The organism is Acinetobacter sp. ANC 4654 (genome assembly GCF_002135425.1).
GTDB classification, from domain to species: Bacteria; Pseudomonadota; Gammaproteobacteria; order Pseudomonadales; family Moraxellaceae; genus Acinetobacter; species Acinetobacter kyonggiensis.
The window spans coordinates 235279-261111 of record NZ_NEGL01000006.1; the positions used below are offsets into that span (position 1 = coordinate 235279).

Genomic DNA, 25833 nt, shown 5'->3' on the forward strand with positions numbered 1-25833 from the left:
GTAAGCAACTAACAGAATAATTGCACTGATGTTGAGGTGATGAATTGAAAATGAACAACAATGTGCCCATATATAACTCAAATCAATCGCGCAGACAGATTGTGAAAGTTGTCGTATGATCGAGGCAGCTCACAAAAACAAAGTTTTGGCTTAAAACTACAGGATTAGGACATTATATGAATATCGCGGCAAACCCAGTGGTTGAAGCAGACCAAACTGTTTACTTAAAAGACTATGAAAAACCATCTTTTGCGGTTGATTCAATCAACTTGGATATACAAGTATATACAGATCATACCAAGGTGAATGCAACCTTGGTCATGAAGCGCCAGACAGCAGGAGATTTAGTGCTACTTGGGCGTGATCTAGAATTAAAATCGATTACTTTGAATGGTAAGCCACTCACTGCCAATGATTATTCATTAGATACAGAGCAGTTGGTGATTGCCAATGCACCAGATGAGGTCATTCTAGAAACAGAAGTGATTATTCATCCAGAAAGCAATACGCAACTTGAAGGCTTATACCAAGCAGGTAGCGATTTATTTGTTACTCAAAATGAACCTGAAGGTTTCCGTAAAATTACGTTCTACCCAGACCGTCCAGATGTACTTTCAGTGTTTACCACACGTGTAGAAGCGGATAAAAAATTTCCTGTGCTTTTAGCCAATGGAAACTTGATGGAAGCGGGTGAAACAGGTGAAGGTCGTCACTATAGCATTTGGGAAGATCCAACAAAAAAACCTGCCTATTTATTCGCTTGTGTAGTGGGTGATTTGGCTGTATTGAAAGATTCGTATGTGACTTCTGAAGGTCGTAATGTTGCTTTAGAAATTTATGCAGTAGAAAAAGATATTCCAAAATGTCACATTGCGATGGAAGCTTTAAAGCACTCAATGCGTTGGGATGAAGAACATTATGGTCGTCCGTATGACTTAGACAATTATATGATTGTGGCCACCAGTGCTTTTAATATGGGTGCAATGGAAAATAAAGGTTTAAATATCTTTAATACTTCATGTGTGTTGGCAGATGAGGAATTCACCACAGATGCCGCAATTATGCGCGTACAGTCGGTTATTGCACATGAATACTTCCATAATTGGACAGGTAACCGTATTACTTGTCGTGATTGGTTTCAGTTGTGCTTAAAAGAAGGTCTAACCGTTTTCCGTGATCAGTCTTTCTCTGAAGATTTACAATCGGCTGCGGTACAACGAATTGATGATGTGGCTGTATTAAAAGCACATCAATTTCCTGAAGATTCAGGTCCATTGTCTCATCCACCACGTCCAGACCATTTTGTCGAAATTAATAATTTTTATACCGCAACTGTGTATGAAAAAGGTGCGGAAATTAACCGCATGATGTCGACTTTATTGGGTAAAGAAAAGTTCCGTCAAGGTACAGACGAATACTTCCGCCGTCATGATGGTCAAGCCGTTACGGTTGAAGATTGGGTTGCTGCACTGACAGCAGGTTCGGGTGTAGATTTATCAGCATTCCTTATTTGGTACAACCAACCAGGCACGCCAAAATTGGAAGCGGAAGGTGAGTACAATGCAGCTGCGCAAACTTATACTTTAAGTTTTAAACAAAGTTTAAAAGCACATGCCAAATATCCAAACTTAAAAGCAGTGCCAATTCCAGTGGCATTGGCGTTGTTTAATGCTGAAACGGGCGAGCAATACGCACTTAATTCAGCTGCATTATTTGAAAATGGTGTGAAAGATGGCGTGTATTTATTTGATCAAGATACGGCAACCATTGAGTTCACTGGGGTAACAGCGAAACCTGTAGTGTCTTTACTGCGTAACTTCTCTGCACCCGTGAATCTTGAATTTAATTATTCAGATGAAGAACTTGCATTTTTAGTGCGATATGAAACCAACGGTTTTAATCAATGGCAAGCAACACAAACTTTACTTGAACGTATTTTGTTAAATGGTCATGACGCTGAAATTTATATTCAAGCGATTAAAAATACAATTCCAGAGCTTGTTGAAAAAGATCCATTGTTGGCTTCCCGTTTGTTTGATGTCCCTTCTGAAGGGTATTTAGGCAGCCGTATTGATGCTGATTATAAGCCAGCAGAAATTCAAGAAAAACGTAATGCATTGTTAAATACCTTGGCACGTGAACTGGGTGAATTCTGTAAAGCTACTTATTTGGCTTTAGATCCAGATTTACAAAAAGAGTTTTCACAAGCCATGGGTGTACGAGCGCTGAAAAATATCATGCTGAGTATGCTGGCACGTCAAGGGGATAGCGAAGCTTTTGATTTGGCACATGTACAATATTTAAATACAGGTAATATGTCGGAGCGCTTAGGTGCGCTTAAAGTCTTGGTTTGGAATGATGCACCACAAGCAGAAGATACTTTGGCTGATTTCTATAGTCGTTTTAAAGATGAAGCATTATCGCTTGATCAATGGTTTATGCTACAAGCAGCGCATCCAAAAGCCACTGTGGAAAGTATCCAGTATTTAACTTCGCATCCAGACTATGATTTGGGTACACCAAATCGTATTCGTTCGGTCAGTGGCGGTTTAAATGCCAATCCTGTCAATACATGGGGTTTTGGTGTTCAACATTACATCGATTTAGCGAAATATCTTGATGAGAAAAATCCAATTCTTGGTTCACGTTTACTACAAGTGCTTTCGCGCTGGTATACCTTGGCTGAGCCGCAGCGCAGTGATGTAAAAACTGCACTTGAAGCGTTAAAATCACAAGTGAAATCGAAAAATGTAGCAGAGACCTTAAATAGTATGTTGAGTATCTAACAGCTGATATGTGTTATTGCTCTGGTTTTATAGGGTGATAGCACTCTAGGTTAAAAAAAAGACTTGCTGAATAGGCAAGTCTTTTTTATAGATTAGAAGTATTTCAAAAGAGGAATGTGCTTGTTCTGATGTTTAAAGTTTGAGAATTTAACCATAAGAGGATATAAGCCAATACACAAGAAAAATGAAATGAACCAAAGCATTGCAACACTACTTACGCCGTAATAGTCACCATAATTTTTGCCAAATACTTCGACGGCAATTAGATAGAGTCCTTTCAATACATATAAGTGAACAATATAAAAGAACATAGGCACTGAACCGAATACGATCAATGGTTTGATCCAGTTTTTTGTTTCCACTTTTTGTAGCAAAACTAAGAGTATTAACCCAATACCGACATTCCATAAAATGAATAAGAGTGAAGGTGGGTACTTGGTCACATTGAAAAAACTCATCAATGATTCGGTAAAGGTCGGCATGATAGACCACGCTTGATCACCATACACATTTATAAATCTTAAGATGAAAAATAAAGTAAGACTCGATAAGCCAAAAGTGAGTAATATTTTATTTCTTTTATTGGACTCTACCGATTGATCAAAGACTTGAGTGCCGATGCAATAGCCAAGAGTGATGACACCAATCCACGGTAACACAGGGTAAGACGTTCTAAAGCGGATCACATCACCAAATTCAATCCAACCTCGCTCATGAAGAATGAGCCATAAACTATGAATTACAGGTACATTGGAAAATGAAATTTGATCAAGCAAGTTATGACCAAAAATAATGACTAGACTAATCACCCATAAAAGTTTTTTAGGTAACCCGATTAAGGCTGCCAAAGCCAGCATACTTAAACCAATAGCCCAAATGACTTGTAAATAAATAACATCAGGAGGGAATTTGCCCGTCCACGCAAAATTAATAACGATTAATTCAAGGAAAATTAAAAAAAGACCACGTTTAATCAAAAATTCACGAGTCATACGAAGACTATTATTCTTTGCTTGATAGAGATAGGCAGATAAACCAGTCAATACTACAAATACAGGAGCACAGATATGAGCTAAAACTCGACTAAAGAACAGAGATTCTTCTGTGCCCGGAATCATCATGGGATCTGGAACTTGATAGTGAAGATAAAAAGTTTCCCTAACATGATCAACCATCATAATAAGAATAACCAACCCTCTTAATGCATCAATTGCTTGTAAGCGTTTAGAAATATTAGACATAGATATAGAGAAGGTAAAATATGTAATGTTATATTGTATCATTATTGTTTGATGGAACATTACTGCTGTGTAAGTTTTAGTTTAAGTAAAATTTACCTTGAGTTTTGAATTGATCGAACATCTTACGGAGCATGCTTTTCATATTCAAAGTGAATGTCACGTTATTTTAGAGAGAAGTTATATCCATTTGGGGCTAGGTTAATCATTTAAAATGAGGCTTAGTCAGCTTGTGTAGGTGAATATATTCATGCATAAATTATGTATTAAATATCAATAAATATAAGTGTAAAATTACAGTAGATAATTGCTCGTTTTATCGCTTGTGCAACCTGTCTAAAGCTAAATAATTAAAAAAACATAGCCGCTGTGAATTCGACGTGAAGAATTACTTAACACCCACTATTTTGCTAAAAAACTCAATAAATCATTTCTTTACTTCAAACAGTACAAATTATAGTTTTGTATGTGTAATAAATTTTAATCAGTTTATCTCGTAAAAAAATTGAAATAATTTTATCTAAGTAGATTTAAAAAGATGAACATAACTTATTTAAATTATTTTAAAACAAGACTTAAAAAATAGGATATTTCTACTCGATTTTATCCGCATATTGCAGGGATTAAAGACATGAAAAAAAGTATGCTTACTTTCGCACTTGCCTCGGTCAGTTGTTTTTCTTTAATGGGGTGTAATACCAGCTCAGAGCAGAAAAATAATTTTATTTCCGCAGTCTCTGGCGATACCATTATTTTAACCAGTGACGGCATGATTAGCTCAATTAATCGAGATAATCCAAATAACGTTGTTTCCTCAATTAAAATTCGATTGCTAGAAGCAGAAGATCAGTTGGTGGGGATTGATTATCGACCTAAAGATGAGAAGCTCTATGCTGTTGGGTTACTTGGCAATTTATATACCTTAGATCCCAACACGGGAGTTGCTACATTTCTTCGAAAGCTCACCGCTGATCCAACAGATACAACGGATGGAAATGAACCTTTTAGTAAGATTTTAGGGGATGCTAACTTAATTACTGTAAATTTTAATCCTGCCGCTGATCGCTTACGTGTGATCACCAACACAGGACAAAATTTAAGAATTAATGTTGATACAGGTGCAACGATTACAGATGGTGTAATTAATCCTACAGCAAATAATCCTGTTATTGTCGCAGCTGCCTATAGCAATGCTTTTGCTGGAACGGCAACCACTAAACTCTATAGTATTGATCAAACATCGGATCGTGTTTACTTGCAAAATGCAAATGCTGGAACTTTAGGTGTTTCAGCACCATTGGGCGATAATTTGGATACCCAAGGCGGTGGGGGCTTTGATATCGATCCAATCAATAACGTCGGTTATGCCGCATTAAAAATTTCTGGAAGCTATAAATTTTATCAATTGAATTTGGCAAATGTGGGCACAGCAAATAATACGGTTTTTAACACCAGTGACTTAGCAAATTATTATACAACGGGGGGAATACGTGGTATTGCGTTAAAACGCGCTAAAGACGCTACAGCAGCAGGGATTGGACTAAGTGCTAATAATAAATTAATTCGTTTTGCTTTAAATAACCCAAATAGTGTGACAGAAAAAAATATTACTGGTCTATTGGTAGATGAAAAATTTGTTGGTATTGACTATAGACTAAGAAATAGCACAGAGCGATCAGGTCAATTATATGGTTTAACGAATAAAGCCAATTTATATACGATTAATCCTGAAACAGGTATAGCAATCTTAGTGACTGCGCTTAAAGCGGCAACAGATAGTACCTTTACCAGTTTAGATGGGACTGCATTTGCTGTAGATTTTAATCCTGCGGCTGATCGTTTGCGTGTAATTAGCAATACTGGACAAAGTCTCAGAATCAATGTGGATACGGGGGATACGATCCGCGATGGTGATATTAAAGGTATTGCGGGTGCAATGATCAGCGCAGCTGCATATAGCAATAGTTTTAAAACCAGTGTCGTGGGATTAGCAACAGAACTTTTTGATCTCGATCAAACCAATCAAATTGTTGTCAAACAAGATCCACCCAATACTGGAACATTAAACCGAATTGGTGGATTAGGTATCAGTTTAGGTTTAGACAATGGTTTTGATATTGCTGGTGGAGACAATGGTTATGCTCTAGCGACAGTTGCTAATGCTTCAGGCCCATCCGTTTTATATCGTATTGATCTCAATACAACAACAATGAGTGATAGCCGTGCAAAACCTGCAATTAATGTGGATGGAACACCCAATGTTGCAGCGTCTACTATAGGGACAGCAGCAACTTTACCGCTCATTGATATTGCAATTTTATTAAAATAATCCAACACTATTTAGATTGTGATTGTAGGCAGATTTCTGTGAAATACGGAAATCTGCGCTTAAAAGCTGCCTAATTAACCATGCAACTTTCGGGGGAGGTTAATCTAGAAGTTCTTTTATTAAACTTTAATAATCAGCACAGGAATAGGGGATTGTGTCAAAACTGCTTGTGCCACACTTCCTAAAACTAATTTTTTGAATCCAGTACGCCCATGTGAACCCATAATAATTAAATCAGCACCGACTTCATCCGCAACATGAATAACACCTTCAGCAGGTGATACACCACGAATTATTTTGGTATCTACATCTATACCGTCACGAAGGAAGGATTGTTTAATATCAGCTAAGCGCAACTGCGCATTTTTTTCAGCCTGCATAAAGTAATCAGTCACTGCTGGTGCAATTTTATAAAAATCCACACCAACAAATGGGTCTACAGCAATCACACTGGTAACAGTGACTTGGCAATCAAGTGTTTTAGCTAAGGCTAACGCTTGTTCAACAGCTGCATAAGAAATAGGGGATTCATCTACTGGAACTAAAATATGTTTATAAGTCATGAAATGATCCTTATGGTTATAGTTGAATAGAAAAGCTTTTGTAATTGTGATCGTCAGTCATGAAGACAAATTAAAGAGATATTGAAAGCATTTAAAGAACCCACCATTCATTGAAGGGTTCTTTATTCAATTTTTATTCTTTAACCACTAAAACAGGAAGTTTTGTGCCACTTAAAACATCTTGTGCAAAGCTACCCAGTAAAAATTTTTGGAATCCTTTTCGACCATGTGAACCGATCACAATCAGATCCGTTTTTAATTTTTCTGCGGTATCGAGAATACCTTCTTCAGATACATTACCTTTAACAATTTGAATGTTAGCCGTTACACCATTTTCGCTGGCAATCGCTTGAGCTTGTTGCAATGCTTTTTCGGCATTGTCATAAGCTTGTATGAAATATTCTTTCATAATTGGAGATGGATAGAAGTCTACATCTGTAAATGGGTCTTCAGTGACTAAACTAATGAGCGTTAATTGACTGCCAAAAGCCTGAGCAATTTGAGCTGCTTTTTTAACGGCTGACAAAGAAATTTCGGAACCGTCAACAGGGACTAAAATATTTTGATAAGACATAAAAGTGTTCCTTTGAGTTTATTGTATCGCTATTATTTATAGATAGCACATTGTCCCAAAATGATCAATTTAGTCTCTGAAAATTGTTTTAAAATTCATTAAATTATATAAATATCATAGATATAAATGTGTCCTGTTTTGCATTTAAATCTGAGTTAAAAGCTCAGCTTTGCTGTAAGTGTTTCTAAATGTTTAGACAAGCATTAAAATCTAAGAAAATAATCTTTTCTGTTCAAAGTAGCAGGAGAAATAATGGCTGGGGAGCACATAATGTATTCAAAATATTTAGCTTTAATACTGTGTGGAATTACGGTGCTACACAGCAGCGGTTGTCAGAATATACAAACGAGTACCAAGGTCATTGCCAGCGTATTTAATGCTTCGACCAATGTTCAAAAAAAGATGCTTGATAAATATGCACCAGAAGAAATTCTAGTACAAAAAAATATTATTTATATGCAAGAACCTAAGTTGACTTTAGATGTTTATCAGCCAAAAAATGTCATGCAACTTGAGTCGCGTCCAACGGTGGTTTGGATTCATGGTGGTGGGTGGGTTTCAGGGTCTAAAGAACATGCTCGTGGTTATTTTAAACTTTTGGCAGATCAAGGCTATAACGTCATTTCAGTACAATATCAATTTGCCCCTGAAGCGATTTATCCGAATCAGTTGTTACAGATGAATCAAGCATTAAAATTTATAACCGATCATGCGCAGCAATATCGTATTAATGCCAATCAAATTTATTTAGCGGGCGATTCCGCAGGGGCAAATTTAGTCAGCCATTATGCGGCACTCATTAGTAATCCCACTTTTGCCCAGCAATCAAATTTCAGGCCGCTCATTCAACGTGAGCAAATTAAAGGCTTAATTTTGCATTGTGGGATTTATGACATGAATGCATTTATTCATACCGCACCAGATGAACTAAAATTGATTGAATGGGGAGTGTTTAACTTAGTTCAAAGCTATACTGGTAATAAGAAAGATGATGTCGAATTTTTAAAAAGTATTTCTCCAATTCAATATTTAACAGCAAATTATCCGCCAGTCTTTATTAGTGGTGGAAATAAAGATTTTTTAACCAAGACTCAATCTGAACCTTTTGTGAAAGTATTGATGAGTCAAAAAATACCGGTTACAGAAGTGTTTTATCCAGATACCAAAGAATTTTTAGTACATGAGTATCAATTCATGATGAGTAAAGCTGCCAGTCAAGAAACCTTTAACAAAACCATTACTTTTATCAATCATTATAGTTCGTCATCTGAAAAATGATTACATTCCAAAACTTGCAAAATATGAGCTTTTGATTAAGATACCAACCAAGCGGTATGTTTATTTTGAAGGTAAGATAATGAGTCCTATAATGATGGCGTATGGATTGCTTGCGCTGGCAATTGTTTCTGAGGTGACAGGTTCAACATTTTTAGTAAAATCAGAAGGTTTTACTAAGCTCGGTCCATCTGTGGCAGTCATTGTTTTATTTAGTATTGCTTTTTATTTGCTATCTCAAGTCATTAAAGTTATTCCCTTGGGAATTGCTTATGCTATATGGGCTGGGGTTGGTATTATCTTAACCGCGATTATTGGATATTTTGTTTTCCGCCAAAGTCTTGATTTGCCTGCTATGCTGGGTATTGGCTTGATTGTATCAGGCGTTGTCGTGATTAATTTATTTTCAAATTCTACTGGGCACTAGTATAAGTATGGAAAATGTGTATCAGCGTAAAAAAGAACCTGAACTTATTCGGCAAAAAATTTTAGCACATGCAATTCAATTATCTGCTGATAAAGGTGTGACAGGAGTTTCAATTCAAGCAGTCGCCGATTTAGTTGGCGTTTCTAAAGGTGGCGTTTTTCACCATTTTCCAAGTAAGCAAAAATTACTTGAGGCGATGGTGATTACCGTTTTAGAGCATCTGGATGGTGTGATTGATCAATTCATTCAGGCGGATGATTGTGAATATGGTTGTTTTACCCGTGCTTATATCGAAGTGACGTTGCAGAAAAAGATCGTTGGTATGGAGCATTCGTGGTCAGCAATCTGTATGATCATGCTGACGGATCGTACGTTCAATGATCTTTGGATTCACTGGTTAAATGCACGTTTAGAACGGCATGCTGCAACAGATGCGGATTTAGAGTTAAAAATTTTACGTTTTGCTGCCGATGGTGTTTGGTTGACGGCATTTACAGAAGTTGAAAATCCTGATGAGACGCTAGAAATGAAACAAGAATTGATTCGCCGTAGTTATCAATAGATAACTTGCATAAATTAAAAAATGTTCAATATTCGATTCTTTAAAATTAGCACGGCCTCATTTTATTGATTTAATTTTTATACCTTTGCGTAGGCATTACCTCTACTTTTGAAAGGTCAGAATGAGGATCTCAAAATATATTTTGAGTCCGCAAGAAAAACCTTTTGGTTCCCATACACGACATCCTGAGCCAGTTTTAAGGCACTGCTTTAAAATGCAGTGCAAGGATGGGAAACATATGGGCATCCATGCCACACTCATGAATCCAATACTTTCTAAAGTTTGTTTTTTTAAATTTTGACTTAACTTATATTGACCAAAAAATGATTTATGAGATAAGCCTAGTAAAAAGTACCAATACAAGTGCTTTTTTTACTCAAAAAAATCATGCTTAAATTTTAGATTTGCTTTTGAATTTGAAAATAAAAGACACCGCAAAACCGAATAATAGTCCCCAAAATGCAGAACCAATCCCAAAGAATTGTATGCCTGATGCACAGAATAAGAAGGTCATTAAAGCAGCTTCTCGTTCATTGACATCATGAAAGGCAATCGCAATGTTGTGACTAATAGTGCCAAATAAGGCAATTCCTGCCAAAGCCACAATAAAAATATGCGGAAATGACATTAATAAGCTGGTTAGAGTCGCAGCAAAAACACCCATCACAATATAGAAAAAGCCACAACTCATGCCTGCAATATAGCGTTTTTTAGGATCAGGATGAACTTGGTCATCTAAACTAACAGCGGCACTAATTGCAGCAATATTAACGGTATAGCAACCAAAAGGAGCGAGTAAGGTTTGAGCAACCCCAGTCCACCCAATAAGATGATTAATATGTGGTTGATAGCCATAACTTTTGATCATGGCAATCCCGGGTAAATATTGAGATGCCATATTAATCACAAATAAAGGCAATGCTAAGCCCAAAATGGCTGACCATGTAAAGTCAGGTGTCATCCATACTGGTTTGGCAAGGCTCCATTGTAAAGCTGGAACATGAAACTCCATAAACATTGGACAAAGCACAAGCCCTGCAATGACGGTAATGACAATGCAATAACGTGGAGACAGTCGTTTTGATAGAATATATACCGCTAAAAGTGAAAGGATGAAACCCCAATCATTTTGCATACTTGCAAAAAGTGCGATCCCAAATTTCAGTAATACACCGGCAAGCATGGCGCTGGTTAAACTTTGTGGAATATAGGATAAAACTTTCTGAAAAATACCTAAAAAACCTAAAATTGCGGTTAATAAGCCGCAAATGAAAAATGCACCAATCGCTTCATATAAGCTATAACCACTGCCTGTTGCAAGAATGAGTGCCAGACCTGCGGTTGACCAAGAGGTCGCAACAGGGTATTTAAACTTCCATGATAAAATAAAACCAGAGAGTCCGATCCCTAAACCTAAGGCCCAAAACCAAGAGGTAATTTGTTCTGGCGTTGCACCTAATATTTGTGCGGCTTGAATGACCAGAACAGCGGATACACTAATACCAATCAGAAATGTAATAAAACCAGCAAATACTGCGGGTATAGAGAAGTCTTGAAGAAGTTTTTGCATGATCCCTTGCTTATCTTATTTTGACTGAATGTAGGGGCTGAAATGTCAACAGAGCCTAATATAAATGTCGTTTAATCATACGCCTTTTCATTATGATTAAAAGGTTTTCTGTTTAAAAATAACATGAATATTTAAAGATATTTCATTTATTTGTTGTACCGAAATCTAAGCAAATAGAGGGGGTGGAACTATAAGGTTGCACTCGCCAGCTTAAGACCAAATGCACAAAATAAAATACCGACAGCAGCGACACATGTTGCAGCAACTTTATAACGATAATTAAAAAATGATGCCAGTTTAATCCCTGAAAAAATCAAAATGGTTAAATAACCCATGCTCATGATTTGTAGGATGGCTGACAAAACAGCAAAGCTGATTGCTGGATATGGATAGGCAGGATCGACAAACTGTACAAAGAAAGAGAGATAAAACAAAATCGCTTTTGGATTTAAAAGGCTGATGGTTAAGGCTGTACGATAAGGATGAACATCTTCAATGGTCGCAGTTTGTGCGTTGGCCGTTATTTTTTGTGGGCGGTTTTGCCATGTATGTACACTGGCAATCAGTAATTTAATGCCTAAATAGGATAAATAAAGTGCACCAACAGCCTTAAGCAGAATAAACAACCAAGGGAAAGCATGAAGTAACGATGCTGCTCCCAATACTGTGCAAAGAATCAGAATTAAATCACCAGTAAAAACGCCCCAAGCACCTTGATAGCCCGCTTTAATGCCAAAACGGGATGCGATGGACATCACATAAAGAGAGTTTGGGCCAGGCAAAATGATAATTAAAATGGTACCAATAATGTAGGTAGTCACATCAGTAATGCCGAACACAAGCTGCTCCAAAGGATAAAAAGCCGATGTTGCATGATAGCAAAATCGGCTTTATTTAACTGTAAAAATCACATTTTTAAGGTTGAATTTCAGCATCTAAGCCAAAAGACTGACGCAGTAGGGTGCTGAGTTGTTCACGGGCTTTAATAAAGCCATCAATGCCACTTTGTAAAAGTTGGAAAGACATTAAGTCATGTTCAAGTTGTGCTTTAAACGTTTCTTTGGTTAAAGGGGTAACAATACGTTGGCAATGCGCTTGTGCATGGTTGTTTGAAAGTTGAGCAACCACTTCACGTTGATCTTGTTCAAGTTCTGCGAGCAGGTTTGGAGAAACGGTGAGTAAGTCACAGCCAGCCAATCCTAAAACTTGATCTATACTACGGAAGCTTGCACCCATAATTTCCGTTTTAAGACAGTGTTGCTTATAAAAATGAAAAATTTGCTTTACAGACAATACGCCTGGATCTTTATCAATCGGGTAGTGATCGACATTTTCTGCTTTTTTGTACCAATCTAGAATACGACCGACAAAAGGTGAAATAAGGGTGATATTGGCTTCAGCACAGGCTTGAGCTTGATGTAAACCAAATAATAACGTGAGGTTACAGTGAATGCCTTCAGCTTCTAATGCTTTGGCAGCTTGAATACCTTCCCAAGTCGAAGCAATTTTAATTAAAATACGATTTTGCTCAATCCCATAGGTCTGGTACAAGGCAAGGAGTTCTTTGGCTTTGGCAATCGTGGCTTCGGTATCATAAGAAAGTGCGGCATCAACTTCAGTCGACACACGACCTTTAATCAGTTTTAAAATTTCAACGCCAAATTTGACTGTAAGAATATCAATGGTACGTTCAACTAAAAGATCATCATGATAACCTTCAGACTTGGCTTGCTCAAATGCAGCTTCAATCAGCGCTTTATTTTCAGGTTGACTTGCAGCAGCAGTAATCAGTGAGGGATTGGTTGTTGCATCCAGTGGAAGGAATTTTTCAATAGCTGAAAGGTCGCTACTATCGGCAACAATGGTGGTTAAGTTTTTTAATTGGTTTAAGGCTGATTGAGTCATTGGTGTCTAGTTCTTAAAGTTATTTCCCGTATATTTGTTATATCACAATCTCCTTTTATCAAAAGTAAAAAGCGGTATAACACATGTCTATTTTGTATATTTTCTTGAATTTCGGATGTGATTAATCAAAAAACGAGCAGCTGAGCCCAATTGGCTTTCACGACTCCAGACTAAATCGACATAATATTCAAATTTAGGACTGAAATCTAAAAAGTTAAGAATTTTAAGCTGCTGTTTAATATGTGGATTCTGATTTAACATTTCTAAAGGTAAAACGCCCCAACCCAAACCTTGCATAATCATCGAGCAGGCAGAAAGATTATTATCTGTACGCCAATATTTTTTTGAAAAGAGTAATTCAGGCTTAAGTGTACGGTCACGACTGGCCACAATAATTTGACGACTTTGTAATATTTGTTCATAGCTGACTTGCTCAAGTGTAGCTAAAGGGGCATGAATGGCAGCGACAGGAACTAAAGCCTCACGCTTCAGTTCGACAAACTGTTCGCTACTTTCTAATTGTTCACGTTCAAACATCAATGCCAGTTGAGCAGACTGATTGAGTAGCATTTTTTGTGCATCTTCTTGTGGTGCTGAAAAAACATTGATTTGCAGTTCTGGAAATTGCTTTTCGATCAGTGAAATGTAGTCAGTCCACTGGATATGCAGCAGTTCGGATACCACCACAATATTTAAAGATGATTCTAATCCTTCACTTAAGGCAAAAGCATGTTGTTTCCATTGGTTAATTTCGATCAGTAATTGTTCGGTTTTTTCATACAAAATCATAGCTTGTGGTGTTGGGATAGGTTCGCGCCCAACACGCTGAAACAGCGTTAAATTAAGATCAATTTCTAAATTGGCAATCGACATACTGACCGCTGAAGGAACTTTCCCCAGTTGTCTGGCGGCAGCAGAAAAAGATCCCGTTTCAATTACGGTTTTAAAAATAGTCAGTTGTTCTTGATTGATATTCATCTGTTTATTTAACCTATCAATTATTTTGAAAGAATCTGACTCGATTAATCAATAATACAAACATAAAATACCAAACATCAAGTTAAATTAAAGAGTATTTAAAAATGTTGATTTCCAAGAGAAGGATTATTCATGCACTGAGTTATGAGATCATCCTGTTGGTCATCATCGCAATTGCATTAAGTTTGATTTTTAAAATGCCGTTAGAAGTGACAGGGCTTCTGGGTATTGTGATGGCTGTGACATCGGTGATCTGGAACATGGTATTTAACCATTTTTTTGAAAAATTTGAAGCCAAGCACCAGCTAAAAAGAACGGTGAAAATTCGTATTTTGCATGCGATTGGTTTTGAGGGTGGTTTGATGTTGGCCACGATTCCGATGGTGGCTTATGCTTTGCAAATGTCTATTTGGCAAGCGATTGTGCTAGATTTTAGTTTAACCCTATGTATTTTGGTCTATACCTTTATTTTCCAATGGTGCTATGACCATATTGAAGCACGTATGGGGTATCGACCTGCACACTCAGCTTAAACACATTTGATGATGACGTTAAGTTGTATTGATGGTTAATTGTTGGGCGTTTATAACTGTTTTGGGTTGTTCAGTTTTATTTGAAAGATTGAAAAAAACCGCTTGTATAAACAAGCGGTTTTTTGATTTAAAAAGCAAAAACAGCGCTCTTATTTTTCAATAATGGCGGTTACACCTTGACCACCGGCAGCACAGATCGAGACTAAGATACGACCTGAACCTTTTTGATTCAATAATTTTGCCGCAGTCGCAATAATACGACCACCTGTTGCAGCAAATGGATGACCAGCAGCAAGCGATGAACCTTTTACGTTGAGTTTAGTACGGTCGATTGAACCAAGTGGCGCATCTAAACCTAAACGTTCTTTACAGAATTTTGGGTCTTCCCACGCTTTCAAGGTTGAAAGCACTTGAGATGCAAATGCTTCATGAATTTCGTAATAATCGAAATCTTGTAAAGTAATGCCCGCGCGCTCAAGCATACGTGGAACTGCATAAGCAGGTGCCATCAATAAGCCTTCTTTCTTCGTCACGAAATCTACCGCAGCAGTTTCAGTAAAGGTTAAGTAAGCTAATACTTCATGACCATTGGCTTTAGCCCATTCCTCTGAAGCTAAAAGTACACAAGATGCACCATCAGTCAGTGGAGTTGAGTTGCCCGCAGTCATAGTACGTGCATCACCTTTACCAAAAGCAGGTTTAAGTTTTGCTAACTTTTCTACAGATGAATCTGCACGTAAGTTATTGTCACGTTCTAAACCTAAGAATGGTGTAATCAGGTCATCGAAGAAACCTTCTTCATACGCCGCTGCCATTTTCTGGTGTGAAGATGCAGCAAGTTCATCTTGCGCTTCGCGTGCAATACCCCATTCAAGCGCAGTAATCGCTTGATGGTCACCCATAGAAAGACCTGTACGTGGCTCACCATTTTTAGGTGCATCCATCAAATCTTTCAGGTTAATTTTAGTTAATGCTTTTAAGCGGTCTTTCGCTGTTTTTGCGATGTTCAATTCAAGCAAAGCTTTACGTAAACCGTCACCAAAAGCGATAGGCGCGTCAGAAGTGGTATCTACACCACCCGCAACACCCACTTCAATTTGACCGAGTGCAATTTTATTCGCCACAAGGAATGCGGCTTGTAAGCCAGTACCACACGCTTGCTGAAGATCATAAGCAGGTGTTTCTGGAGCCAATTCAGTATTAAGCACACATTCGCGAGTCATGTTAAAGTCACGGCTATGTTTTAAAACTGCACCTGCAACGACTTCGCCTAAACGTTGACCTTGTAGATTAAAACGCTCAACAAGACCATTTAACGCAGCGGTAAACATATCTGAGTTTGATGCAGTGAAATAAGCACCGTTTGAACGAGCGAATGGGATACGGTTACCACCAATAATAGCAACGCGGCGAACTGTGTTTTGACTCATGGTTTTATCCTGTTGAACAGACGTTTGAGTTGTAGATTCAGGTTTTTTTGTAGTTGAAGGGGTACTTTGACTACGAGGTGACGCAGAACGAGTGCGAGTCGTTTTGGTCGTATTCGTTGCTGGTTGTGTTGCAGTGCCTGAACTTTTAGCTGTGCGTGAAGTTCTTTTTGATGTATTTGACACTGTTTCCGCAGCAGAATTTTCGACTGCTGGATTTTCTTGAGTTGTCTTGCTCATAAGGCTTTTCCAAGCATGCTTACAGTATTCTTGGCGCTTACATTAACACAATACAGAATACCCTGAATTGACTAAAATGACATTGCGCAAAGCATTCAGGTCAAGACATCTACGGTTTAACTCAAGTATGATTCTATGGAAACTGATGGATCTATTGAAATAAGAGTATCTGACATCATATTGAAGTTAAAAGGATATCTTTAAATCCATCAAAAATTAATTAGTATGAGAGATAATAAACATGACTGACCAATACCAAACATTTGCAAAATCTCCTATTGGTAAATTTGTCATTAAAAATTTAGGTCTGCCAGCACCTACTTTTTTAGAACGTTTTGAATCGGCTACGCCTGTAGTAAAAGGAGCAGTTTTATTCGGTGCTGCACCTTCAAGTACATTATCTGCTGCGATTGCACAAGTTTTGGCAAATATTCATGCCAATAGCTATGCAGGTAACAATGCTGAATTGCAACAAACAGCGGCTAAAACAGGTTTAAACCTAAGTGCATTTAATGCGGGTGATAAAGAGTCGAAGTTTAAAGCGGTCATTTTTGATGCTTCAGGTATTCAAAATTCTGAACAGTTAAATGAGCTGTATAACTTTTTTAACCCGATTGCGCGTCAAATCCAAGCATCTGGTCGTGTGATTGTGGTTGGTATTACACCTGAAACTGCAAAAACTGTAAAACAAGCCATTGCACAACGTGCGCTTGAAGGCTTTGTAAAATCAGTGGGTAAAGAATTCAAAAAAGGCATTGCTGCAAACCTGATCTATGTGGATGCAGGCGCTGAAGCAAATCTTGAATCTACAGTTCGTTTTGCCTTGTCACCACGTTCAGCTTATGTGTCTGGTCAAGTGATTCGTGTGTCTAAAGCGAATGTTGTAGACGTAGATTGGGCTAAACCACTTGCAGGTAAAACAGCAGTGGTTACAGGTGCGAGCCGTGGTATTGGTGAAGCGATTGCCCATGTTTTGGCACGTGATGGCGCGCATGTGATTTGTTTAGATGTGCCACAACAACAGGCAGATCTTGACCGTGTAGCAAGCGAAATTGGTGGTTCAACTTTAGCCATTGATATTACTGCTGCGGATGCAGGCGAGAAAATTAAAGCGGCTGCGGCTGCACAAGGTGGTTTAGATATCATCGTTCATAACGCAGGGATTACCCGTGACAAAACTTTGGCAAATATGAAGCCAGAGCTTTGGGATTTGGTCATCAACATCAACTTGTCTGCAATTGAACGAGTAAATGATTATTTACTGGAAAATGATGGTTTTAATACCAATGGTCGCATTGTTTGTGTATCTTCAATTTCAGGCATTGCGGGTAACTTGGGTCAAACCAATTATGCAGCATCAAAAGCTGGTGTTGTGGGTGTGGTTAAATTCACAGCGCCAATTTTGAAAAATGGCATCACCATTAATGCTGTTGCGCCAGGGTTTATTGAAACGCAAATGACGGCTGCTATTCCTTTTGCAATTCGTGAAGCAGGTCGTCGTATGAACTCGATGAGTCAAGGTGGTTTGGCGGTTGATGTGGCTGAAACGATAGCATTGTTTGCATCTTCTGCTTCTACAGGTTTAAATGGTAATGTTGTCCGTGTATGCGGTCAAAGCTTGTTGGGTGCTTAAATAATCCCTCCCAGCCTCCCTTTTTCAAAGGGAGGAGAAAAGTCCTCCTTTCATAAAGGGTGATTAAGTAGAAGTGTATAAAACATATCCTAACCCTCTCCTAAAATGGAGAGGGTTTTTAATAAGATAAAATATAAAGGTTCAGTATGAATACTCGCCATTTTAGTCAACTTCCAAAGCCTTATTTAGCTTATCCAAAAGTAATTCAAGGCTTAATTTTTAAAAAACCGAAAGGTGAAAAAGTGCTACCGCAAGTTGAATATGTGGTGGATTCATTTAAGGTCGATCAACAGCATTTAAAAGCCTACAATGCAGTGTGTGGCTTTAAAAATAATGGTTATATTCCTGCCATTTATTTGGCGGTGTTATCGCAAAGCTTACAAATGCACATGATGACCACTGAAGCATTTCCATTTGCCATTTTAGGTTTGGTGCATATTCGGAATCAAATTAAGCAAACGCGTAAAGTGGGTGTAAATGAGCAACTGAGCTTGTCTTGTCAGTTTGGTGCGTTACAGCCACATGATAAAGGTGTGCAATTTGATTTTATCACTACCGCAAAAGTGGGCAGTGAAGTGGTAATGGAAGGTACAACGACGTATCTTGCGCGTCAAAAAACCGATGGAAAAGTTGCAGCGAAGGCAGCCGAAACAAAAACACTCGCTTATGAATTGAATGCAGAATGGAATGTTTCTGAAAACACAGGTCGTCGTTATGCATTGACCTCAGGTGATTTTAATTTAATTCACATTCATGCCATTACAGCCAAAGCCTTTGGTTTTAAACAAGCGATTGCACATGGGATGTGGAGTAAAGCCAAAGTATTGGCAAGTTTAACTTTACCAGATCGCTATGAAGCCGATGTTTGGTTTAAGTTGCCAATGTATTTGCCTTCAACAGTTGAGTTTTTAACAGCTCAAGCGGGTAAAAACACCGAGTTTTTAATTCGAAATAGCAAAAATCAAAAGCCCCATGTGACAGGAAGTGTTAAAGCACTTTAAAACGAAGAAGCCTAAGTCTTTTTGATTTAGGCTTTTTTATGCGCTAAATTCGAATAAAAATAAGCGCTAAGGACAGAACCTAAGATGAACACTATTAAAGAATATCTTTTTGCCAATACAGCACATTATCAAGGGCAAGTGGGTGAGCGATTTATAGACCTAGCCAAACAATTTAGTCGTATGCAAGATGCGCGAGCTGAACAAGGTGGGGCTGCGTTGGTGGTGTATTTTCAAGGGCAAAAAGTCGTTGATATTTATACGGGGAAAAAGTCAGCCACTGAAAACTGGCAGTCCGATACTTTATCGATGTGTTATTCAACGGGGAAAGGTGTACTTTCTACACTGGCGCATATTTTAGTCAGTGAAGGTTTTTTAGATTACGATGTCCCTGTTGCGCACTATTGGCCTGAGTTTGCACAAAATGGTAAAGCGCAAATCACCTTAAGGCATATGCTGAGCCATCAAAGTGGCTTATATGACATTCGTAACTTGATTGCTGATGCATCTGAAATGACCGATTGGCCGCACATGCTTGATGTATTTGCACAAGCCAAACCACGTTTTGAAGCTGCGACAGATGCTGCCTATCAACCCCTGAGTTTTGGTTGGCTAGTAGGTGGTGTGCTTGAAAAAGCCACTGGAAAAGCTTTGTCAGATTTAATGCAACAGTATCTTGTGCAACCGCTACAGTTAGATGGGGCATACTTTGGGGTTACAGCGGCTGAATTAGCCCGTGTTGCTCGCCCATTGCCCAAATTAAAAACAGCACCAAACCAATTATCCCCAGTAAAATTGAAAGCAAAGAAAGCCTCACCCTTAGATAAATTGATTGAGTGGTCAGGACAAGATCCGAAGGACTTTCAAGATGCGATGATTCCAAAAGGCATGAAAAATTTTAGCTTCTTGAGTGATGAAGGTTTAAAAGCGGTCATTCCTGCTGCCAATGGTGTTTTCACTGCCAATAGTTTAGCTAAAATTTATGCCATGCTTGCTAATAAGGGAAAAGTGGGGGGCCAACAGTTGATTCGAGCTGAAATATTTACAGCGTTAAGTACAATACAATATAAAAAACGTGACCGCATTATGCCTTTAGCCATGCATTGGCGCTTAGGTTATCACCGTGTATTAACATTGGGTAAATCATCAAACGGTTTTGGGCATATGGGCTTTAATGGTTCTGCTGCTTGGTGTGATCCTGAACGACATTTAAGTTTTGCTTATACGCATAATTTCCCAACGACCTCGATTGCAGGTGACTATCGTCTTTGGGGTTTAAGCCAAGAAACTTTACGCTGTGCAGATGCGCTATTAAAAGGGCGAAAGGGATGGTTTTAATGTTTAAGATTGCTGTGTAATGTGATGGTACATTTTGCCGTGATGGATTTTGTGAAAAGTATGATATTTTCCTTGCACTAAAATGGTTAGTTTAAGTTTTTTGATGAAAAAGCCGCTTCTTATTCCCATAATTGCGTCATCTGTGTTATTGGGTTGTCAGGATTCTAAACAGTCTGATCGTGAAGATAAGACCCAAACTGACTCTATTTTGCAGCATAAAATTACGGTTGCGAAGTGGGTTGGTGAGTATCAAGGAACAACGCCGTGTATGAGCTGTATTTCACGTTGTGAGGAATGTCTTGGCATGGCTGTAGATTTAGTGCTCAATCAAGACCAGACTTATACTTTAAAACGTGAAAGTTTAAGTGGAAATGATAAGCCGGAAATTTATACAGGGCGGTTTCAGTTTAGCAATAAGGATCAGAGCAAACTTGAATTAATACAGGTCAAGACTCGCAATTTAATTTATGTTGATTTAGAGCAGCAACTACTTGAAATTTTACAAGATAAGACGGGAAACCTGTATGCTTCGGAAGATGATTTTCTTTTAGAAAAGAAAGTTTAGTTTATGTTTTAAGTGATTGTAAAAATCTAAAAAATAGATCTACTTATGGCGTTGTTGATCTAAAGCTTTTGCAGATTGTTCATTCACTCTTAGGCAAAAAAACAGTATGCTTAGACCTGTAAAAAGGAGCATACATGTATCAGGTACTTGCGCGTAAATATCGTCCACGTAATTTTAATGAATTGGTTGGACAAAACCATGTGTCACGAGCACTGACCAGTGCCTTAGATCGTGGTCGTTTACACCATGCGTATTTATTTACTGGCACACGTGGGGTAGGTAAAACCACCATTGCACGTATTTTAGCGAAGTGCTTGAACTGTGAAACGGGTGTCACCTCAACGCCGTGTGAAGTATGTCCAACGTGTAAAGCGGTCAATGAAGGTCGATTTATCGATTTAATTGAAATTGATGCTGCATCACGAACCAAAGTTGAAGATACTCGTGAACTGCTCGATAACGTGCCTTATGCACCCACCCAAGGTCGCTTTAAAGTTTATCTAATCGATGAAGTGCATATGCTTTCTACGCATTCTTTTAATGCGTTATTGAAAACGCTAGAAGAACCGCCAGAACACGTTAAATTCCTTTTCGCCACCACCGATCCGCAAAAGCTTCCAATTACCGTGATTTCTCGTTGTCTGCAATTTACTTTACGTCCACTGGCTGTAGATGAAATTACAGTACATTTGACGGATATTTTACACAAAGAACAGATTCAAGCGGAACAAGATGCGATTTGGCAAATTGCTGAATCTGCACAAGGTTCAGTGCGTGATGCCTTGTCTTTAACCGATCAAGCGATTGCGTATGGTCAGGGGGCAATTCAACATCAAGATGTCAAAGACATGCTGGGTTTGATTGACCGCACCATTATTTATGATTTGATTTTAGCCATTCATCAAAATCAAAAGCAGCGTGTCAGCGAATTGCTCATGCAATTTAGACAGCAGGCTTTAGATGTATCATTGGTTTTAGATCAGTTAATTTCAACTTTGCATGAATTGGCACTGTTGCAATATTTACCCGATTTAAGCCTCAAATATAGTGCTGAAATTAATAAAAAAATTATGCAGTTATCGCAGCTTATTTCAGCGCAAGATTTACAATTGTATTATCAAGTGTCATGTAAAGGTCGTGCAGATTTACAATTGGCTGTAACACAAGAGCAAGGTTTTGAAATGTGCGTGTTGCGCTTATTGGCGTTCCGTCCATTACAGCCGAATGAAGTTTTAGTGTCTGCAACACCACAGGTTCAGCAACAAGTTCCACAGGTCGATGTCCAAGCAGTTGTACACAATGTACAGCAACATGTCGTTGATGAATATCCAGCACAAGAAAGTGTTTTAGAAACTCCAGCAATGGTCACTCAGCCGAATATAGAACCATCTTCAGATGACTTCTTGGATGAGCCTATACTGGATATTGTAGAAACAAATGTTACACCAGTAATGCCAGCGACGAATTCAGATCAAATGATTTTTGATCCTGCTTCTGAAGATGCTTTGTTTGATTTAGATGAGTCGAATGATGATGTCAATATTGTGGCAGATGATGAACCCAATAGTGATGATTTCCTATTTGATGAAATCGCACCGTTAAGTGATGTGTTAGAAGCGGAAACTTTAAAATCACAAGATGACATTGCTGTGGCGGATCAAGAAGCAGATTTATTCTTAAGCCAAGAACAAATGCCGATTGAGTCTGTACATGCTGAAGTTGCGGCAGCTAAGGTTATCGATGAACCTATTGTTGAATTAGAACAACCGAGTCTTAAAGAAAATCGAGTTGTGGTTGAAGCTGTATCGAATCAAAATGAAAACTTGATGCCGCAAGATATTTTAAAGCTCACACCGCAACAACTTGACGGTGAGTGGACGGTAGATAAGTGGGAATACTGGTTTAGAAATAGTACATTAACGCCTGCTGTACAAGAGTTAGCTCAACAGGGTGTGATGACAGGTCAAATTGATGGTGAGTCATTATTTCAGATTGCACCAAAATATGAGCAGTTGTTAAATCAGTTACAACACACTTTAGAGCAAACTTTAAAAAATGAATGGCCCAACACACATTTTCAAGTGAAATATGCAGAGGTTGAAGTCACAACCCCCTATAGTTTGCAAAATGAGCGTAAAGAAAAAGCCTATGCACGGGCTTCAGAATTACTGCATGCGGAATCTGCGGTGAAGGAAATTTTGCAAAACTTTGAGGGTGAACTACAAAATATTCAATTGAAATAAGTTTACTTATTCATACTGTATTTAAATAAAGCATCTCGCATTTCAATTGGAATGGAGGTGCTTTTTCGTGTTTGTCGATCCACAAATACATGGACAAAATGACCTTGTGCAGAGGCAACATCGTGGAATTGTTTAAAAATAGCTAGGTCGTATTGTACCGATGAATTCCCCAGTCTGGAAATGACCACACCGACTTCAATAATTTCAGGATAAGAAAGCTCTTGAAAGAAGCGACAAGTGGAATCCACCACCAACCCAATGATGGGTGAATGTCGAATATCAAAGTTGGCTTTTTCAATCAGTAAAGCATTGGCGGCTGTGTCAAAGTAGCTGTAATAAGTGACATTATTGACATGACCGTAGATATCATTATCTGACCATCTTGTTTGTATCGGTAGAAAGTATAAAAAATCAGCGCGTTGTTTGGGTGTTTGCTTCATTATCATTTTATTTTTAACAGGCAATGAACATTCAGTTGTACTGTTAAAAATAAAGGAATGCAAGAGGGGAAAACATGGTCATTTATAGCGTGTTAAATGACCATCAGCTGAAACTTATAAATTATGAATAAATAAATTATGAGTAAATTGCTTGATAAATCTGTAAGGCATCTTGTTGGATCAGTTCCCGTGGATTGTTTTGTAAAAGTCGCGTTTGCAACATGGCATCATTGGCAAGTTGCTCAAGCATATTTTCAGCAACATTCAAATCTTTTAATTTTAAGACTAAACCACTTTTATCTAAGTGATTTTGCATGTGGTCAATAAATAAGTCACATAAACCGTCAGTACAGCCCGTACTTCTTGGGTCTAACCAGCACATCAGCTCGGCATAGTATTGTTTTGCATGGGGTGCATTAAACTTTAAAACTTCGGTTAAGACTAAAGCATTGCTATGACCATGCGAAATATGGAAATGTCCCCCAAGTGGATAAGCCAGCGCATGTACTGCGGCAACAGGTGCATTGGCAAAGGCTTGACCTGCAAGCATGGAGCCAACCAGCATATTTTGACGTGCTGCTAAATTTTGACCATCTGCCAAGACCAGACTTAAATTATGGTTGAGTAATTTTAATGCTTGTTTTGCTAGCATATCGGCATAAGGGTTCTTTTTGATTTTTGAGGTATAGGCTTCAATGGCATGCACCATCGCGTCAATTCCTGTTGCCGCTGTAATATGCGCAGGCAAATTTTGAGTAAATGTGGCATCTAATATGGCGACATCAGCAAATAAAACGGGAGAGACAATCCCTGTTTTCGTGGTTTCACCTGTGGTGACAATAGAAATAGGTGTGACTTCAGACCCTGTACCTGCTGTAGTGGGAACTAAAAATAACGGCAGTCGAGGTTGTTTGGCATTATTAATACCATATAAGTCTGACAATGTTTGCTGTTGTTGTGGATGGGCAAGTACGGCAATGACTTTGGCGACATCTAATGAGCTTCCTCCACCAAAGCCTAAGACAATATCGACTTTTTTATTTTTTGCGAATTGAACAGCATCTAAGACGATATGTTCGGGTGGGTCTGCTTGAACACTGGAATAAATGACATAATCAAGGTCAATGTTTTCTAAAATTTCAATAATGGGTAAATGCAATTGTTGTTGAATTATGCCTGCATCAGTGACCAACAACAGTTTTTTATAGGGCTGCTGTTTTAATAATTGCTTGAGTTCATAGATCGAGCCGAGCCCTGAAATAATATTCGAGACGGTCTGGAATTGAAAATGGCTCATCTATTGCATCCTTTTTTATATCAAATTCAAGATTATTGTTTTAGCGTTCTATAGGGTCTATTGATATTTGAAAAATGGATTGCGTTGTCGGCTAAAATGGAGCAGGCAAGGTATGAAACGTAGACAATAGCGAGACTATTTTCAAGTTTCATTACGAAGACTGAGATCATTTTAGCCACAACCTTTCAGGACAAGCATGTTTTTGCCTCAACTATGTTACGGATGATTCACTTAGAATAACTAAGCTGCATCATCCGTGCCTTGTATCGTCTAAAAAACATGCGTTGTCGCAACCACTTTGAAATGTCAATAGACCCTAGGATTCATCCTGTAAATAACTTAACATAAGACACCTGAAAATAAAGCTGTTATCGAGGTTGTTTATGTCATCCCAAACGCCATATAAGGTGTTATGTGTCTGTTTAGGAAATATTTGCCGCTCTCCAACGGCAGAAGTTGTACTTAGACATTTTTGTGATAAACAACAACTCAATATTGTCATTGATTCTGCTGGAACCAGTAATTATCATCCAGACAAAGCACCCGATGGGCGTAGTCAACAACATGCTTTAAAACGTGGCTATGACTTGTCTGCATTACGTGCTCGTCAACTCAAAGCTCAAGATTTTATTGATTTTGATTTGATCTTAGCGATGGATCATGAAAATTTATTCAATATTCAAGCGCTTTTAAATCAAGTTCAGACAGAATATGGCGCAAGTCAAATTCGGGCAAAAATTGCCTTGATGAGTGAATATGATCAAACTTATCTCAAACAAGCCCTACCAGATCCCTACTATGGCGGGCAAGATGGTTTTGAACGTGTATTGGATCAGTGTGAATCGAGTAGTTTGGCTTGGGTCAGTATTTTTAAACAACAGTTCAAACAACAGCTAGATGTGAAATAAAGGT

Annotated in this window: 22 protein-coding genes; 12 read left to right on the forward strand and 10 right to left on the reverse strand. The window is 38.3% G+C overall.

Annotated elements, in window-relative coordinates; translation table 11 throughout:
- The first annotated feature begins 176 nt into the window (after window positions 1-176).
- Window positions 177-2786 (forward strand): aminopeptidase N, encoded by a 2610-nt coding sequence (gene pepN, locus B9T24_RS11120; RefSeq protein WP_086165828.1) that lies wholly within the window; start codon window positions 177-179, stop codon window positions 2784-2786.
- 92 nt (window positions 2787-2878) lie between these two features.
- On the opposite strand, the gene B9T24_RS11125 is transcribed toward pepN, so the two are convergent.
- On the reverse strand, window positions 2879-4027 hold the full coding sequence (locus B9T24_RS11125) for a DUF1624 domain-containing protein (protein ID WP_086165829.1): 1149 nt from the start codon (window positions 4025-4027) through the stop codon (window positions 2879-2881).
- Window positions 4028-4655: 628 nt separating this feature from the next.
- Between B9T24_RS11125 and B9T24_RS11130 the strand changes: the two genes are divergently transcribed.
- Complete coding sequence (locus B9T24_RS11130; protein WP_086165830.1) at window positions 4656-6353, forward strand: DUF4394 domain-containing protein; 1698 nt, start codon at window positions 4656-4658, stop codon at window positions 6351-6353.
- Between the two features lie 119 nt (window positions 6354-6472).
- On the opposite strand, the gene B9T24_RS11135 is transcribed toward B9T24_RS11130, so the two are convergent.
- Window positions 6473-6916, reverse strand: coding sequence for a universal stress protein (locus B9T24_RS11135; RefSeq protein ID WP_086165831.1), 444 nt, complete (start codon window positions 6914-6916; stop codon window positions 6473-6475).
- Window positions 6917-7049: 133 nt separating this feature from the next.
- Window positions 7050-7490: a universal stress protein gene (locus B9T24_RS11140; protein WP_004648792.1), complete on the reverse strand. Its 441-nt coding sequence runs from the start codon at window positions 7488-7490 to the stop codon at window positions 7050-7052.
- Between the two features lie 270 nt (window positions 7491-7760).
- On the opposite strand from B9T24_RS11140, the gene B9T24_RS11145 reads away from it, so the two are divergent.
- The 3 genes from B9T24_RS11145 to B9T24_RS11155 all read left to right on the forward strand — a co-directional run bounded on the left by B9T24_RS11145 (window position 7761) and on the right by B9T24_RS11155 (window position 9754).
- Window positions 7761-8768, forward strand: a complete 1008-nt coding sequence (locus B9T24_RS11145; RefSeq protein WP_086165832.1) for an alpha/beta hydrolase — start codon at window positions 7761-7763, stop codon at window positions 8766-8768.
- A 91-nt stretch (window positions 8769-8859) separates the two neighbouring features.
- On the forward strand, window positions 8860-9192 hold the full coding sequence (locus tag B9T24_RS11150) for an SMR family transporter (protein ID WP_004648794.1): 333 nt from the start codon (window positions 8860-8862) through the stop codon (window positions 9190-9192).
- 7 nt (window positions 9193-9199) lie between these two features.
- Window positions 9200-9754, forward strand: coding sequence for a TetR/AcrR family transcriptional regulator (locus B9T24_RS11155; RefSeq protein WP_086165833.1), 555 nt, complete (start codon window positions 9200-9202; stop codon window positions 9752-9754).
- A gap of 391 nt (window positions 9755-10145) precedes the next feature.
- Here B9T24_RS11155 and B9T24_RS11160 read toward each other — a convergent pair whose 3' ends face one another.
- The 4 genes from B9T24_RS11160 to B9T24_RS11175 form a co-directional block, all read right to left on the reverse strand.
- Complete coding sequence (locus B9T24_RS11160) at window positions 10146-11324, reverse strand: benzoate/H(+) symporter BenE family transporter (RefSeq protein ID WP_086165834.1); 1179 nt, start codon at window positions 11322-11324, stop codon at window positions 10146-10148.
- Window positions 11325-11512: 188 nt separating this feature from the next.
- Window positions 11513-12163: a leucine efflux protein LeuE gene (leuE, locus tag B9T24_RS11165; RefSeq protein WP_086165835.1), complete on the reverse strand. Its 651-nt coding sequence runs from the start codon at window positions 12161-12163 to the stop codon at window positions 11513-11515.
- A 76-nt stretch (window positions 12164-12239) separates the two neighbouring features.
- The gene (gene tal / locus B9T24_RS11170; protein ID WP_086165836.1) at window positions 12240-13229 is read right to left on the reverse strand and encodes a transaldolase; all 990 of its coding nucleotides are present in this window, start codon (window positions 13227-13229) and stop codon (window positions 12240-12242) included.
- Between the two features lie 87 nt (window positions 13230-13316).
- Window positions 13317-14207, reverse strand: coding sequence for a LysR family transcriptional regulator (locus B9T24_RS11175; protein ID WP_086165837.1), 891 nt, complete (start codon window positions 14205-14207; stop codon window positions 13317-13319).
- A 104-nt stretch (window positions 14208-14311) separates the two neighbouring features.
- Here B9T24_RS11175 and aceI point away from each other — a divergent pair, with 104 nt between their 5' ends.
- Complete coding sequence (gene aceI / locus B9T24_RS11180) at window positions 14312-14740, forward strand: chlorhexidine efflux PACE transporter AceI (protein ID WP_074945799.1); 429 nt, start codon at window positions 14312-14314, stop codon at window positions 14738-14740.
- Between the two features lie 149 nt (window positions 14741-14889).
- Here aceI and B9T24_RS11185 read toward each other — a convergent pair whose 3' ends face one another.
- Entirely contained in the window at window positions 14890-16407 is a 1518-nt protein-coding gene (locus B9T24_RS11185) for an acetyl-CoA C-acetyltransferase (protein ID WP_086165838.1), read from the reverse strand.
- Between the two features lie 241 nt (window positions 16408-16648).
- Between B9T24_RS11185 and B9T24_RS11190 the strand changes: the two genes are divergently transcribed.
- The 5 genes from B9T24_RS11190 to dnaX all read left to right on the forward strand — a co-directional run bounded on the left by B9T24_RS11190 (window position 16649) and on the right by dnaX (window position 23184).
- Window positions 16649-18040, forward strand: coding sequence for a 3-oxoacyl-ACP reductase (locus B9T24_RS11190; protein WP_086165839.1), 1392 nt, complete (start codon window positions 16649-16651; stop codon window positions 18038-18040).
- 146 nt (window positions 18041-18186) lie between these two features.
- The gene (locus B9T24_RS11195) at window positions 18187-19041 is read left to right on the forward strand and encodes a MaoC family dehydratase (protein ID WP_086165840.1); all 855 of its coding nucleotides are present in this window, start codon (window positions 18187-18189) and stop codon (window positions 19039-19041) included.
- 84 nt (window positions 19042-19125) lie between these two features.
- Window positions 19126-20376: a serine hydrolase domain-containing protein gene (locus B9T24_RS11200; RefSeq protein ID WP_086165841.1), complete on the forward strand. Its 1251-nt coding sequence runs from the start codon at window positions 19126-19128 to the stop codon at window positions 20374-20376.
- A gap of 103 nt (window positions 20377-20479) precedes the next feature.
- A complete protein-coding gene (locus B9T24_RS11205; protein ID WP_086165905.1) occupies window positions 20480-20941 on the forward strand; it encodes a copper resistance protein NlpE N-terminal domain-containing protein in 462 nt (153 codons plus the stop codon).
- 134 nt (window positions 20942-21075) lie between these two features.
- Window positions 21076-23184 carry a DNA polymerase III subunit gamma/tau gene (dnaX, locus tag B9T24_RS11210; protein ID WP_086165842.1) on the forward strand — a complete coding sequence of 703 codons (2109 nt, stop codon included), beginning with the start codon at window positions 21076-21078 and terminating at the stop codon, window positions 23182-23184.
- 2 nt (window positions 23185-23186) lie between these two features.
- On the opposite strand, the gene B9T24_RS11215 is transcribed toward dnaX, so the two are convergent.
- Window positions 23187-23624 carry an acyl-CoA thioesterase gene (locus tag B9T24_RS11215; RefSeq protein WP_086165843.1) on the reverse strand — a complete coding sequence of 146 codons (438 nt, stop codon included), beginning with the start codon at window positions 23622-23624 and terminating at the stop codon, window positions 23187-23189.
- A gap of 136 nt (window positions 23625-23760) precedes the next feature.
- The gene (locus tag B9T24_RS11220; protein ID WP_086165844.1) at window positions 23761-24921 is read right to left on the reverse strand and encodes an iron-containing alcohol dehydrogenase; all 1161 of its coding nucleotides are present in this window, start codon (window positions 24919-24921) and stop codon (window positions 23761-23763) included.
- 383 nt (window positions 24922-25304) lie between these two features.
- On the opposite strand from B9T24_RS11220, the gene B9T24_RS11225 reads away from it, so the two are divergent.
- Window positions 25305-25829: a low molecular weight protein-tyrosine-phosphatase gene (locus B9T24_RS11225; protein WP_086165845.1), complete on the forward strand. Its 525-nt coding sequence runs from the start codon at window positions 25305-25307 to the stop codon at window positions 25827-25829.
- The last annotated feature ends 4 nt before the right edge of the window (window positions 25830-25833 follow it).